At 71.8% G+C, this 13,942-nt stretch carries 14 protein-coding genes; 9 read left to right on the top strand and 5 right to left on the bottom strand.

Going from position 1 to position 13,942, the window contains the following annotated elements; genetic code table 11:
- Positions 1-2 precede the first annotated feature (2 nt).
- The 4 genes from ABD067_RS18350 to ABD067_RS18335 form a co-directional block, all read right to left on the bottom strand.
- Positions 3-1,397: a TRAP transporter large permease gene (locus ABD067_RS18350; protein WP_343896819.1), complete on the bottom strand. Its 1,395-nt coding sequence runs from the start codon at positions 1,395-1,397 to the stop codon at positions 3-5.
- Positions 1,398-1,404: 7 nt separating this feature from the next.
- On the bottom strand, positions 1,405-2,052 hold the full coding sequence (locus ABD067_RS18345; protein WP_343896818.1) for a TRAP transporter small permease subunit: 648 nt from the start codon (positions 2,050-2,052) through the stop codon (positions 1,405-1,407).
- A gap of 91 nt (positions 2,053-2,143) precedes the next feature.
- Positions 2,144-3,286 carry a TRAP transporter substrate-binding protein gene (locus ABD067_RS18340; protein ID WP_343896817.1) on the bottom strand — a complete coding sequence of 381 codons (1,143 nt, stop codon included), beginning with the start codon at positions 3,284-3,286 and terminating at the stop codon, positions 2,144-2,146.
- 145 nt (positions 3,287-3,431) lie between these two features.
- The gene (locus ABD067_RS18335; RefSeq protein WP_343896816.1) at positions 3,432-4,253 is read right to left on the bottom strand and encodes a ferredoxin--NADP reductase; all 822 of its coding nucleotides are present in this window, start codon (positions 4,251-4,253) and stop codon (positions 3,432-3,434) included.
- 121 nt (positions 4,254-4,374) lie between these two features.
- On the opposite strand from ABD067_RS18335, the gene ABD067_RS18330 reads away from it, so the two are divergent.
- The 5 genes from ABD067_RS18330 (at position 4,375) to ABD067_RS18310 (ending at position 8,141) form a co-directional block, all read left to right on the top strand.
- Entirely contained in the window at positions 4,375-5,082 is a 708-nt protein-coding gene (locus ABD067_RS18330) for a GNAT family N-acetyltransferase (RefSeq protein WP_343896815.1), read from the top strand.
- Positions 5,083-5,161: 79 nt separating this feature from the next.
- On the top strand, positions 5,162-5,566 hold the full coding sequence (locus tag ABD067_RS18325) for a DoxX family protein (RefSeq protein ID WP_343896814.1): 405 nt from the start codon (positions 5,162-5,164) through the stop codon (positions 5,564-5,566).
- 60 nt (positions 5,567-5,626) lie between these two features.
- Complete coding sequence (locus ABD067_RS18320; protein WP_343896813.1) at positions 5,627-6,997, top strand: esterase-like activity of phytase family protein; 1,371 nt, start codon at positions 5,627-5,629, stop codon at positions 6,995-6,997.
- 43 nt (positions 6,998-7,040) lie between these two features.
- Positions 7,041-7,742 (top strand): SDR family NAD(P)-dependent oxidoreductase, encoded by a 702-nt coding sequence (locus ABD067_RS18315; RefSeq protein ID WP_343896812.1) that lies wholly within the window; start codon positions 7,041-7,043, stop codon positions 7,740-7,742.
- Positions 7,743-7,817: 75 nt separating this feature from the next.
- The gene (locus ABD067_RS18310; RefSeq protein WP_343896811.1) at positions 7,818-8,141 is read left to right on the top strand and encodes an antibiotic biosynthesis monooxygenase family protein; all 324 of its coding nucleotides are present in this window, start codon (positions 7,818-7,820) and stop codon (positions 8,139-8,141) included.
- A gap of 42 nt (positions 8,142-8,183) precedes the next feature.
- Here ABD067_RS18310 and ABD067_RS18305 read toward each other — a convergent pair whose 3' ends face one another.
- Complete coding sequence (locus tag ABD067_RS18305) at positions 8,184-9,602, bottom strand: amidohydrolase (protein ID WP_343896810.1); 1,419 nt, start codon at positions 9,600-9,602, stop codon at positions 8,184-8,186.
- Positions 9,603-9,982: 380 nt separating this feature from the next.
- On the opposite strand from ABD067_RS18305, the gene ABD067_RS18300 reads away from it, so the two are divergent.
- From ABD067_RS18300 to ABD067_RS18285, 4 genes are all read left to right on the top strand, one after another.
- Positions 9,983-11,161, top strand: coding sequence for an amidase (locus ABD067_RS18300; protein WP_343896809.1), 1,179 nt, complete (start codon positions 9,983-9,985; stop codon positions 11,159-11,161).
- A 61-nt stretch (positions 11,162-11,222) separates the two neighbouring features.
- Positions 11,223-12,443 carry a GAF domain-containing sensor histidine kinase gene (locus ABD067_RS18295; protein ID WP_343896808.1) on the top strand — a complete coding sequence of 407 codons (1,221 nt, stop codon included), beginning with the start codon at positions 11,223-11,225 and terminating at the stop codon, positions 12,441-12,443.
- A gap of 254 nt (positions 12,444-12,697) precedes the next feature.
- Positions 12,698-12,865 (top strand): hypothetical protein, encoded by a 168-nt coding sequence (locus ABD067_RS18290; RefSeq protein WP_343896807.1) that lies wholly within the window; start codon positions 12,698-12,700, stop codon positions 12,863-12,865.
- Between the two features lie 100 nt (positions 12,866-12,965).
- Complete coding sequence (locus tag ABD067_RS18285; protein ID WP_343896806.1) at positions 12,966-13,925, top strand: radical SAM protein; 960 nt, start codon at positions 12,966-12,968, stop codon at positions 13,923-13,925.
- Positions 13,926-13,942: the final 17 nt, after the last annotated feature.

Below are 13,942 nucleotides of genomic sequence, written 5' to 3'. Positions count from 1 at the left end.
CGCTACCGGAGGGTTTCTTCCTCTTGGAAGCCGCCCTCGGGCGGCGCGTCCACCTGCACCGCCGGGGCGCCGGCGTCGCCGCCATAGAGGCGCTCCGGGAGCCAGTTCACCAAGTCCGGGAACACGTAGACCGAAATCATGCAGAGCACGACGATGTAGATGAAGGGCATGCAGCCCGAGAAGATCTCCTCCAGCCGCACGTGCTTGGGCGCCACGCCCTTCAAGTAGAAGGCGGCCATGGCGACCGGCGGCGACAGGAAGCTGGTTTGCAGGTTCAGCGCGATCATGATGCCGAAGAACAGCGGGTCCACGCCGAAGTCGTCCAGCAACGGCAGGAAGATGGGGACGAAGATCACGATGATCTCGGTCCACTCCAGCGGCCAGCCAAGCACGAAGATCAGCGCTTGGGCCAGGACCATGAAGGTGAAGCTGTTGAGCGGCAGGCCCTTGAAGAACTCCTCCACCAGCGCTTGGCCGCCGAGGTAGCCGAACACCGAAGAGAAGATGGCCGAGCCCACGAACAGCCAGCACACCATGGCGCTGGTGCGCGCGGTGAGGAACACGCTCTCCCGCAACTTGGTGATCGAGAACGAACGGTAGGCGATGGCGAGGACGATGGAGCCCAGCGAGCCCATCGCGGCCGCCTCCGATGGCGTGGCCAGGCCCATCAGGATGGCGCCTAGCACCAGGGCGATCAGCAGCGCGAGGGGGAAGAAGGAGGTGAGCAGGGACCAGAGGATGGTGACGAAGGGGACTTGCACCTCCTCCGGCGGCAGCCTCGGCGCGACGCTCGGCTTCACCAGCGCGATGCCCATGGCGTAGAGGATGTAGAGTCCCGCCAGCATGAGGCCCGGAATGAAGGCCGCGGCGTAGAGCTGCACCACCGACACGCCCGCCGTTGCGCCGTAAAGGATCAACATGATGGAGGGCGGGATCAGGATGCCGAGGCAGCCGCCCGCGGCGATCACGCCGGTGGCCAGCTTCACGTCGTAGCCGGCCCGCAGCATCGGCGGCAGGGCGAGCAGGCCCATCAGCGTCACCACCGCGCCGACGATGCCGGTGGCGGTGGCGAACAGCGCGCAGGTGGCCAGCGTCGCCACCGCGAGGCTGCCGGGGATGTTGCCGGACGCCATCTGGAGCGAGCGGAACAGCCGGTCGAGGATGTTCGCCCGCTCGATGATGTAGCCCATGAACACGAAGAGCGGCACGCTGATCAGCACGTCGTTCGACATGACCGAGTAGGTGCGCTGGATCAGCAGGTCGAAGATGCGGTCGCCCATGCCGAGGTAGCCGAAGAACAGCCCCATCGCCATCAGCGTGAACGCGATGGGGAAGCCCAGCATGATGAAGAACAGGAAGAGGAAGAGCTGGGTGAGGCCCAGTGCGCCATCGCTCATCGGGGGGTCACCTGCCGTCCTGCTGGTCGCCGGCGCGCTCGCCGGGGATGTGCCCGCTGCGCGCCATCTCGCGCGCCAGCTCCTCGGGGTCGCGCTCGGCCGCGGCGGCGAGCACCTGCTGCTCCAGCTCCTCCACGTCGGACAGGCGCTTCGGCCATTCGCCGGACTGGATGCAGCGCCAGCAGCGCACCACCTCGGCCAGCCCTTGCAGCAGCAGCAGGAGGCCGACCACGGGGATGAGGAACTTGAACGGCCAGATCACCGGGCCGGTCGGGCTGAACATGCTCCGCTCGTTCTGCCGGAGGCTGTCGGCGAAGAAGGTCCAGCCGGAGATCATGAAGGCGAAGATCGCCGGGAAGAAGAACAGCACGTAGAGGACGAGGTCGAACCACGCCTGCCGCTGTGGCGGGAAGTTGCGGTACAGGAAATCGCCCCGCACGTGGCCGTTGCGCGACAGGGCGTAGGCGCCCGCCATCATGAACAGCGTGCCGTACAGCATGTAGGACACGTCGTAGCCCCAGGTGGTCGGCGCCCGGAACACGTAGCGCACGAACACCTCGTAAACGACGACGGCGGTCAGCACCAAGATGCACCAGGCGAAGGTCTGACCGATCGCGGTGCTGAGCCGGTCTATGCCGAGCAGCAGGCGCTGCATGCGCGGTTTCCCTCGTTGGGCGCGCGAGCCGTGCATGAAAACCCCGCCACCCGCGGCTCGGATGGCGGGGTGCCCAAAACGGCCGCGGGCGTCAGCCTTGGCGGGAGAAGAAGTGGTTGTACGCCACCGCCTGGCTCGCCTCGTAGCGCAGCACGAAGTTGCCCACGCGCCGGCACCACTCGCGCTGGCTGTCGCAAACCTTCTTGAAGAACGGCCCGGCCGCGGGCGAGGAGTTGTCGCCTTCCAGCTTCTGCACGACCCGGTCCCAGGCCTGCAACTGCGCGTCCAGCACCGGCCGCGGCGTCGGGCGCACGTTCACGCCCTGCTGCTGCGCCATGGCGAGCAGGTCGCGCGAGTAGCGGTCCTGCAGCTTCCAGCTCATGTCGGAGGACGCCGCCTCGGCGCTGTAGCGCAGCACCGCTTGCAGCTCCGCGGGCAGGGCGTCGTACTTGCCCTTGTTGAACAGCACCTCGAAGCTCTCCACCTTCTGGTGGTAGCTCTGGATCATGTAGTTCTTGGCGACGTCCGGGAAGCCGAGGATGCGGTCGGAGGAGGGGTTGTTGAACTCCGCCCCGTCGATCACGCCCCGCTCCAGCGCCGGGACGATCTCGCCGCCCGGCAGGGACACCACCGCCGCGCCCATCTCGTTGAACAGGTCGGCGGCCAAGCCCACGGTGCGGTACTTGAGGCCGCGGATCTGCTCCGGGCGCTCGATCGGCTGCTTGAACCAGCCGAGCGGTTGGGTCGGCATCGGGCCGGTGAGGAAGCCGACGGCGTTCACCTTCAGGATGTCGGCCATCAGCTCCTTGTACAGGGCCTCACCGCCGCCGTGGTAGAACCAGCCAAGGAGCTGGTTGGCGTCGCCGAACCAGGGCGGCGTGGTGCCGAACAGGCTGAACGCCTTGTTCTTGCCGAACCAATAGGCGGAAACGCCGTGGCCGCCGTCCAGGGTGCCGGCCGAGACCGCGTCGAGCAACTGGAACGCGCCCACCACCGCGCCGGCCGCCAGCAACTCCAGCCGTAGCCGCCCGCCCGCCATGGCGTTGACGCGCGTTACGTAGTCTTGGGCGAATTCATGGAAGATGTCGCGCTGCGGCCATGTGGATTGGAACCGCATGGTCACGGTCTGCGCGCGGCTGACGTTGGGTGTGGCCAGCACGGCGGTGCCAGCAGCCCCCACGGCAGCGGCCTTCAACAAGCCACGGCGTCGCGGGGCGGTCGTTTCCTCGGACATCGTCTTCTCCCAGGCGTGTCGCGCCCCGGCCGCATGTAGTGCCGGCGGGGCGTCGCGATCCCGCCGGGCACATAACGGCACAAGGACGATCCCGCAATGGCGCCGGAGCGCCGGGAGGGGGCCGCTGGTGAGACCGTGATTGGTCCTACTTCGTCACGAACGCCTTCTCGACCACGTAGCTGCCGGGCTCGTGGTTCGAGCCTTCGGCGAAGCCGCGTGCTTCCAGCATGGCCGAGACGTCCGCGTTCATCGCTTCCGACCCGCAGAGCATGACCCGGTCCGACTCGGGCGACAGCGGCGGCAGGCCGAGGTCGTCGAAGATCCGCCCGCTCTCGACGAGGGCGGTGATGCGCCCCTGCGTCTGGAAGGCCTCGCGGGTCACGCTCGGGTAGTAGAGCAGCCTGCCGGCGACCAGCTCGCCGAGGAATTCGTGCTCGTGCAACTCGTGGCTGATCAGATTCCGATAGGCCAACTCGTCCACCTGGCGGACGGTGTGGGCCAGCACGACGCGCTCGAAGCGGTCGTACACCTCCGGCTCGCGGATCAGGCTCATGAAGGGCGCGATGCCGGTGCCGGTGGAGAACATCCACAGGGTCCGGCCCGGCAGCAGGTTCTCGGTGAGCAGCGTGCCGGTCGGCTTGCGGCCGATCAGCACCGTGTCGCCCGGCTTCACGTGCTGCAGGCGCGAGGTGAGGGGGCCGCGCTGCACCTTGATGGAGAGGAACTCCAGCTCCTCCTCCCAGGGCGCGCTGACCATGGAATAGGCGCGCACCAAGGGCTTGCCCTCCACCATCAGGCCGATCATGGCGAACTGTCCGGCCACGAAGCGGAAGCCCTCGTTCCGGGTGCAGCGGAACGAGAAGAGCCGGTCGGTCCAGTGATGCACCCAGGTCACGGCCTCGCCGTGGAAAGCGGCGGGAATCTTGGGCGCGGCGGCTCCGGTGGTGGCGGGGGAAAGGGCGTTCATGGCGTCCGCTACATGCTGCGGCGCGGCACAGGATGCAACCGCTGGACGCGCGGGTCTGGTTTGCGCCGGCCTACGCCGTGGGCAGGATGCGGCCCGTTCCGTCGCCGGGAGGACGCCGCCGATGCCTGACGCGCCCGAAACGCCACCCCCGCTCGGCCCCGAGGTGGACCCGACCCCTCGGCCGCTGCCGGCGCGCGTGCCGCACCCGGGCCGCTCGGTCGACCTGGAACCGCTGCACGTCCGCCACGCGCCGGAGCTGTGGCTGGCCACCCGAACCGGCGGCGAGGAGCGGGCCGTGGCGGCTTGGGCCTACCTCGGCTACGGCCCCTTCGCGTCGGAGGCGGCGTTGCGCGCCTTTCTCGGCGGCTTCGCGGCCACGCACGACCCGATGGCGTGGGCCGTGCGCCCGCACCGCACCGGCACCGCCGACGGCTGGCTGACGCTCATGGACATCCAGCCCGCCAACGCGGCGATCGAAATCGGCAACATCTACTTCTCGCCCAGGATGCAGCGGACCCGGGCGGCGACGGAGGCGATGTTCCTGCTGATGCGGCACGCCATGGACGACCTCGGCTACCGGCGGCTGCTCTGGAAGTGCAACGCGCTCAACGCGCCGTCGCGCGCCGCCGCCGCGCGGCTCGGCTTCGTGCCGGAGGGCGTGTTGCGGGCGAGCATGGTGGTGAAGGGGCGGCAACGCGACACGGCCATGTTCTCCATCCTGGCCGACGAGTGGCCCGACCGGCGGGACGCCATCGCCGCTTGGCTGGACGATGCCAATTGGGGCCCGGACGGCGCGCCCCGCGCTCCTTTGCGGCGGGTCGGCGCCTGAGCCGCGCTGTGCGCCGCGTCACGGCCCTGCTGAAGCGAAGCGGCTAGACGCCCCCGACCCGAGAGGAAGGGGCTGACCGATGGCGATTGCGACTGCGACTGGGGGTTCCGATGGCGTGCCGGGGCGCGCCCGCGCGCGCGCTGGGTTGGCGTTGCGCGTGTTGTTGGCGGCCGTGTTCGTGGCGGCCGGGTTGATGAAGCTGGCCGCGATCGAGTTCGAGGTGCAGGGCTTCGCGCATTTCGGCTACGCGCTTTGGTTCATGTACGTCATCGGCGTCTTGGAGCTGGGCGCCGGCTTGGCGCTGCTGTTCCGCCGCTCCGCGGCGCCGGCCGCGTTGCTGCTGGGCGCCGTGATGGTCGGCGCCGCCTTCAGCCACCTGCGCGCCGGGGACGGCGTGCTCCTGGCCTTGCCGGCGTTCGTCCTCCTGGCGCTCTTGGCCGTGGTCGGGGCGGCGCGACGCGGCGACCTGCCGGCGGCGCGCTGACCGCGGGCGGTCACGGGAACGTCACACGCACGCAACCGCGGCGCGGCTAGGGGTGGGGGCATGACGCGCACCGTGCCCCTCCTCGCCGCCGCCCTGCTCGCCCTGGCCCCGCCCGCGGCCGCCGACACCCGCTTCGAGGCGACGCTCGCCGGCCACGCGGTCCTGCCGGCCGCGACCTTCACGCCGCCGCCCCAGGGCGCGCCGCCCGGCTTCGCCCTGTCCGGCCGCTTCACCGGGCCGGAGAACCGCCGCGCGGAGGAGCCGGGCAGCGTGCCGGGCGACACCGGCGCGCCGCACGGCCGCCGCCCGACCGGCCTGTCGCTGCCCTTCCGCGGCCAGCCGGTGCAGGGCTTCTCCGGCATCAAGCCCGCCGGCGACGGCAGCCATTGGGTGCTGACCGACAACGGCTTCGGCAACAAGCGCAACAGCCCGGACGCGCTGCTGGTGTTCCACCGCGTGCGGCCGGATTGGCGCGCCGGCACCGTGGCCGTCGAGCGCACCGTGTTCCTCAGCGACCCGAACCGCGTGGTCCCCTTCCACATCGTCACCGACCCGTCGCCGACCCGGTTCCTGACCGGCGCCGACCTCGACATCGAAAGCATCCAGCCGGTAGGCGACGGCTTCTGGTTCGGCGACGAGTTCGGGCCCTACCTGGTCCGCGCGGACGCGGAGGGACGCGTGACGCACTTCCGCGAGACGCGCATGGACGGGCGCACCCTGCGAGGCCCCGACCACTTCGCCCTGCAAGTGCCGGCAAGCCCCGCGGCGCCCGCCGCCTTCGAGGCGCGCCGCTCCGGCGGCTTCGAGGGCATGGCGGCAAGCCAGGACGGCTCGCGCCTCTACGCCATGCTGGAACAGCCGCTCTACAAGCAAGGCACGGACGAGCCGGAAGGCCGCTTCCTGCGCGTGCTGGAGTTCGACACCCGCGCGGCCGATTGGACCGGCCGCGTGCTGCGCTACCGGCTTGAGGAGGGCTCCACGGCCATCGGCGACTTCAACATGGTGGACGAGCGCCGCGCGCTGGTGATCGAGCGCGACAACGGCGAGGGCGACCCGGGCCTAGCCTGCGCCGAAGGACGGCAGCCCCCCGCCTGCTTCCCAGCCCCGGCCCGCTTCAAGCGCGTGTACCTGATCGACCTCGGCGAGCCGGACCCGGAGGGCTTCGTGCGCAAGATCGGCCACATCGACCTCCTGGCGATCCGCGATCCGGAAGGCGTCGCCCGGCAGCGCGGCGACCGGCCGGCGGACGCGCCGCGCGACCGCTTCGCCTTCCCGTTCTTCACCATCGAGAACGTGGCGGCGGTGGATGCGGACCACATCGTCGTCGCCAACGACAACAACCTGCCCTTCAGCGCCGGCCGCCACCTGACTCGGGCGGACGACAACGAGTTCGTGCTGCTGCGCGTGCCGGAGTTGCTGCGGGCGCGCTGACGGTGCCACCGTGGCGGTCGCCGGTTTCCAGGGAGGGACCACGATGCGGCACCACTATCGGTCGGCGCTGGTCGTAGGCGCCGGCGACGGCCTGAGCGCCTCGGTCGCGCGCACCTTCGCGGGCGCGGGGATGCGGATCGGCCTCGCGGCGCGCGACAAGGGCAAGCTCGCCGCGCTGGCGTCCGAGTTGAGGGCGGAGACCTTCGCCTGCGACGCCTCCAAGCCCGCCGACGTGGAAGCCATGTTCCAGGCGGCCGACGCGGCGCTCGGCGGCCCGCCGGAGGTCGTCGTGTACAACCCGAGCGCGCGGGTGCGCGGGCCGTTGGTGGACCTCGACCCGGAAGGCGTGCTGGACGCGATCAAGGTCACGGCCTACGGCGGTTTCCTCGTGGCGCAGGCCGCGGCGAAGCGGATGCTGCCGAAGGGGCAGGGCGCGGTGCTGTTCACCGGCGCCTCCGCGAGCGTGAAGGGCTACGCCAACTCCTCGTCCTTCGCGATGGGCAAGTTCGCGTTGCGCGGGCTGGCGCAGAGCATGGCCCGCGAACTGGCGCCGAAGGGCATCCACGTCGCGCACTTCGTCATCGACGGCGGCATCCGCAGCGGGCGGCGGCAGGACGCGGCGGGAGAGCCGGACAGCATGCTGGACCCGGACGCGATCGCGCGCACCTACCTCCACGTGCTGGAACAGGACCGGAGCGCCTGGACGTGGGAGGTCGAGTTGCGTCCCTGGGTGGAGAGGTTCTGACGGGGGCGGCCCGATGAAACAAAGGCCCTGGCCGGGCGCTTGGGCCGTGAGACCCGATGGGAGGATGGGACCGCGATGTTCGTTGCCATGAACCGCTTCAAGGTCGCGCCTGGCGCGGAAGGGGAGTTCGAGGAGGTCTGGACCTCGCGCGACACCCACCTCCGCGCGGTGCCCGGCTTCGTCGAGTTCCACCTGCTGCGCGGACCGGAGCGCGACGACCACGTGCTCTACGCTTCGCACACCATCTGGCGGAGCCGGGCCGACTTCGAGGCGTGGACCCGCTCCGAGGCGTTCCGCATGGCGCACCAGCGCGCGGGCGGGAGCAGGCCGCTGTATCTCGGGCACCCCGAGTTCGAGGGCTTCGAGGCCATCCAGACCGTGACTCCGGCCCGCGCCTGAACGCGTCGGCGGGCGCCGTGCGGGGCGCGAGCCGACGCGCGCTCAGGCGGTTCCGCTGCCGGTGTAGTCGGCGGCCAGGTGCAGCATGGCGCGCAGGCCGGGCAGCAGGCCGGACTCGTCCACGCGGAAGCGCGGCGAGTGGTTGGTGGGCGTCGTGCGCGGGTCCACGCCCTGCGGGGTGACGCCGACGAAGAAGAAGAGGCCGGGCGCGCGCTGGGCCAGGAAGGAGAAGTCCTCGGCCCCCGTCGCGCGCGGAGTCAGGCGGAGGCGGTCCGTGCCCGTGACGCGCGCCAGGCTCGGCGCCATGCGCTCGGTCAGGGCGGGGTCGTTGACCGTCGTGGCGTATCCGCTCTGGCCCCACACCACCTCGGCGCTGCCGTCCATGGCCTTGGCGACGCCTTCGGCGACCTCCTTCACCCGCCGCATCATGAACTCGCGGCGCTTCTCGTCGAAGGTGCGCAGCGTGCCTTCCATCGTCGCGCGGTCGGGGATGATGTTGCCGCGGTTGCCGCCGCGGAAGACGCCCACCGTCAGCACGGACGCGTCGCCGGCGTCCACCTGGCGGCTCTGGATCGTTTGCAGGGCGGAGACGATCTGCGCCCCGATCACGATCGGGTCCACCCCGTCCCAGGGCCGCGCGCCGTGCGTCTGCCGCCCCTGCACGGTTATGTGGAAGCCGTCCGAGCTGGCCATCGTCGGACCCGCGCGGTAGCCGATGGTCCCGGCGTTCCAGTTGTTGGTCACGTGCAGGCCGAACACGGCGTCCGGCTTCGGGTCCTCGAAGGCGCCCTCGTCCAGCATCCGGCGGGCGCCGCCGATCTCGCCGCCGGGGAGGCCCTCCTCGGCCGGTTGGAACAGGAGCTTGACCGCGCCGCGCAACTCGGCGCGGTGGGCCGCCAGCACCTCCGCCGCGGCCATCAGGATGGCGACGTGGCAGTCGTGGCCGCAGGCGTGCATCACGCCCACCTCCTCGCCGGCCCACTGCGTCCGGGCCTTGGAGGCGAAGGGCAGGTCCACCTCCTCCGTCACCGGCAGCGCGTCCATGTCGGCGCGCAGCGCGACCACCGGGCCGTCGCCCGCGCCGCCGCGCAGCGTCGCTACGACGCCGGTCACGGCGACGCCCTCGTGCACCTCGTAGCCCAGGCGCTTGAGGTGCGCCGCGACGATCCCGGCGGTGCGGACCTCCTGGTTGCCGAGCTCCGGGTGCTGGTGGATGTCGCGGCGCCACTCGATCATCCGCGCTTCGACCGCGCGCGCCGCCTCGTCCAGTTTCGCGTGCAGCGCGCGCGCGGGCGCGGCGGGCACGTTGGCGGGCGCTTGGCCGAGGGCGCCGGCGGCCGGCAGCAGCCCCGCCGCGCAGCAGGCGCAGGCGCCGGCGAGCAGGCCGCGCCTCGGAAGGGCCGCCGGGGCGACGGGGTCAGCGGACAGCCTGCGCGGGGTGCGGAAGGAGGGGAATGGCATGATCTGCGCTCCTGCCTGCGTCGCCCCCGGCCGTGGCGGCTGGCTGGCGCGGCTGGTGGAGGGTAGGCCGGTACATGCCGCGCGGTGTACTCGCATCGGCGTGATAGGCGCACAGCGTTCCGCCCCGGGCTGCCGCCGTCTGCTTCCGCGGCGGTGGAAGGCGGGCGGTTCCTCATGGTCCCGCTCCTCGTCGTGCCGATCTGCCTCGTCCTGTCCGCGCGGGCGGCGGTGCTGTCGGGCACGGGCGCCGGGTGGCGCGTCGGCGGCGCGGCCCGCGGGTGAGCGCGAGGACGGCCGCTGGCCGTCGCCGTCTCTGCGCGGGGTTGAGCGGCGCGGCGGGCTGCCGCAGCCTGCCCCCTTCCGATTTGGGAGGGCGGCGGATGGCGGACGACACCTTGGCCGACGAGGTCGGCGCCTTCGTCCCCGGTCCGCGCCTCGACATCCCCGGCGCCGCCTCCGGCCCGCTCGCCGGCCTGGACTTCGCCGCCAAGGACCTGTTCGACGTGGCCGGCCACCCGACCACCTACGGCAACCCGGACTGGGCGCGCACCCACCCGCCGGCGGGCGGCACGGCGCCTTGCGTGTCCGCGCTGCTCCAGGCCGGGGCGCATCTGCGCGGCAAGGCCAAGACGGTGGAACTCGCGTACGGCCTCACCGGCGAGAACGTCTGGCACGGCACGCCGCTGAACCCGGCGGCGCCGGGGCGCTTCCCCGGCGGCTCCTCCTGCGGCTCGGCGGCGGCGGTGGCGGCCGGGCTGGTGGATTTCGCGCTCGGCTCCGACACCGCCGGCTCCGTCCGCATACCCGCGAGCTACTGCGGCGTGTTCGGCATCCGGCCGAGCTGGGGCGCGGTGAGCCTGGCCGGCGCGCGCGGCCTCGCGCCGTCCTTCGACACCGCCGGCTGGTTCGCGCGGGACGCGGCCACGCTCGACCGGATAGGCGGCGTGCTGCTGCCGGAGGGCGGCGCCGGCGCGCTCGGCCCGCTGCTCCGGCCCGCCGCCGCCTGGGCGAACGCGCGGCCGGAGGCGGCGGAGGCGCTGGAGCCGGCGTTCCGGGCATTGGAGCGGTTGCTCGGCCCGCACGTGCCGGTGGAGGTCACGCCGGAGGGGTTGCCCGCCTTGTACGAGCACGCGCGCTGCGCCATCGCCGAGGAGGTCTGGGCCACGCTCGGCGACTGGATCGAAGCCGAGAAGCCCGCCTTCGGCCCCGGCGTCGCCGAGCGGTTCGCCGCGGCGCGCGCCATGGACCCCGCCAAGGCCGCAGCCGGCCGTGCCTTCCGCCGATTGTTCGCGGCGCGGTTGCGGTCGCTGCTGGCCGGCGGCGCCGTGCTCGCCTTCCCGACCTCGCCCGGCCCGGCGCCGCTCCTGTCGGCTACGCAGGCCGAGCAGAACGCGGCGCGGGAAGCCACGATGGGCGTCACCGCCATCTCCGGCCTCGCCGGGCTGTGCGAGGTGGCGGTGCCGGCCGGTCGGGCGGAGGGCGCGCCGATCGGCCTTTCGCTCGCCGCCGCGCCGGGCCGGGACCGCGCCTTGTTGGCGCTGGCCGAGGCGCTGGCGTGAGGGACGGCTCCGGCGGCGGGCGCGGGTGACGGCCCCGGCCGGCTCCGGCTACCCTGTCCCCATGTCAAAGGGGAACCAAACGAGTCCGCCGCCGGCGAGGTCGGCCGCCGAGGACATCCGCGCCGTCGGCCGGATCGACGTCGTCCCGTCGATCCTGGACGTGGTGTGCCGGGTGACCGGGCTGCGGTTCGCGGCGGTCGCGCGCGTGACCGAGGCCGACTGGACCGCTTGCGCCGTCCGCGACGGCCTCGGCCTCGGCTTGGGGCCCGGCGGCGAACTCCGGATCGAGACGACGTTCTGCCAGAAGATCCGCGCCAGCGGCGATCCCGTCATCATCGAGCACGCGGCCGAGGACCCCGTGTTCTGCGACCACCCGTCGCCGAAGATGTACGGGTTCGAGAGCTACATCTCGGTGCCGATCCAACGCCCGGACGGGACCTTCTTCGGCACGCTCTGCGCGCTCGACACATCGCCGGCCCGCTTGAGGACCCCGCAAACGGAAGCGATGTTCAAGCTGTTCGCCCAGCTCATCGGCTTCCACCTCGACGCGCAGGACAGGCTGGAACGCAGCGAGGCCGCCCTGCTCGACGAGCGCCGGACGGCCGAGTTGCGGGAGCAATTCATCGCCGTCCTGGGCCACGACCTGCGCAACCCGCTGGCCGCCGTCGCTGCGGGCGCGAGGCTCCTGTCCAGGCAGCCGCTGGACGAGCGGTCGTCCTCCCTCATCGCGGCGATCCAGAAGAGCTGCGCCCGGATGGCCGGGCTGGTCGGCAACCTGCTGGACTTCGCGCGCGGGCGGTTGGGCGGCGGCGTGCCGGTCGAGCGCGCCGCCGACGGCCGCCGGCTGGCCGAATGCCTGGACCACGTCGTCGAGGAATTGCGCGCGGTCTGGCCGGAGCGCACGATCCGGATGGAGGCGGCGCTGGACCACCCGGTACTCTGCGACTGCGAGCGCGTCGGCCAGCTCCTCTCCAACCTGCTGGCGAACGCCCTCACGCACGGCGCCCCGGACGGGCCGATCGACGTGCGGGCGCGGAGCGGGGAGGGCGGCTCCTTCGAGCTTTCGGTGGCCAACCCGGGCGGGCCGATCCCGTCCGACACCATGGAGCGGCTGTTCAAGCCCTTTTCGCGCCGCGCCGACGGGCGGCCCCACTCGGGGCTGGGGCTGGGCCTCTACATCGCGTCCGAGATCGCCCGCGCCCACGGCGGCGCGATCTCCGTGTCGTCCGACGAGCGCGAAACGCGGTTCACCTTCAGGATGCCCGCTGCTTTGACCTTGTAGCACCGGAGAGGGCTACGGTGGCCGAAAGAGCAGGAACGTCGTGCTGTGGTCGGTGCTGCAAAGCAACCGCCATGTAAGTGAGAGAAACAACATTTGTCGTTCACGGGCGACCATTTGACGTAATTAAGGAATGTTCAGGGTCTTCGAGCATAGCGTGTAGTATGCATTCAGACACTATGTGACGCCATGAACTGACGTGGCTTCACCACTGCCGCATAGCCCGCGGCTCCGGAGCGAGGAGACGAATTTGTCTTATGCGGTCAACGTACAACCGTAGCAACTTCAATCTGCGGTGGTCCTACGACGAAGAAGCGGACCGGACGGTCGTGACCTTTGGCGACCCGCTCGGCCCTACCCGCCCGGAACTCGAGATCGAGTTGACCGGGGTGCGCGACCTTTCCCTGTCCGACACCATCGTCTGAGGCCGGGCCGAACGGCCGGGACCGGCGCCCGCCCCTGGCGCGGGCGCCGGTCCGGCCACATCTTGCGCGGGCCCCGTCCGGCCGCAGGAGACCGTTCCGCTTGTCGCACCTCCAGCCCGCCCAGCCGGCCCTCGACCCGGCCAAGTTCCGCGATCCGCTGGTGACGGCGAAGGGCGAAAAGCGCGCGGCGGTGGCGCTCTCCGGGCTGCGCACGCTCTGGGTCAACACCGGCACGCTCTGCAACATCACCTGCCGCAACTGCTACATCGAGAGCAGCCCGCGCAACGACGCCCTGGCGTACCTGACCGCGGCGGAGGTGGCGGCGTACCTCGACGAGATCGGGCGCGACCGCTTGCCGGTGGAGGAGGTCGGCTTCACCGGCGGCGAGCCGTTCCTGAACCGCGAGCTGCCGTCCATGCTGCGCGACGTTTTGCGGCGCGGCCACCGCGCCCTGGTGCTCACCAACGCCATGAGGCCGATGCGCAACCACGCCGCGGCCCTGCTGGCGTTGCGGGCGGAGTTCGGCCCCGACCGCCTGACCTTGCGCGTGAGCCTCGACCACCACGACGCCGACCTGCACGACCTGGAGCGGCAGGAGGGCAGCTTCGCCGTGGCGCTGGACGGCCTCCGATGGCTGGCGCGCGAGGGCTTCCGCGTCCACGTCGCCGGCCGCGCCGATTTCGGCCGCGAGGGCGAGGCGGCCATGCGCGAAGGCTTCGCCCGCGTCTTCGCCGACAACGCCGTCCCGGTCGACGCGGCGGACCCGGTGGCGTTGATGCTGTTCCCGGAGATGGACGCCGGGCGCGACGTGCCGGAGATCACCGAGGCCTGCTGGGGCATACTCGGCAAGAGCCCCGACAGCGTCATGTGCGCCTCCACCCGCATGGTGGTGAAGCGCAAGGGCGCGGAACGGCCGGCGGTGCTCGCCTGCACCCTGCTCCCTTACGACGAGCGCTTCGAATTGGGCGCGACCTTGGCGGAAGCGTCCCGGCCGGTGCCGCTCAACCACCCGCACTGCGCCCGCTTTTGCGTGCTGGGCGGCGCGGCCTGCTCGCGCTAAGCGTTCGCGCGTCGCAC

The organism is Craurococcus roseus, assembly GCF_039523795.1.
In the GTDB taxonomy this organism is placed as follows: domain Bacteria; phylum Pseudomonadota; class Alphaproteobacteria; order Acetobacterales; family Acetobacteraceae; genus Craurococcus; species Craurococcus roseus.
The sequence above is the reverse complement of the archived record's forward strand: the minus strand, read 5'-3'. Positions and strand labels throughout refer to the sequence as shown.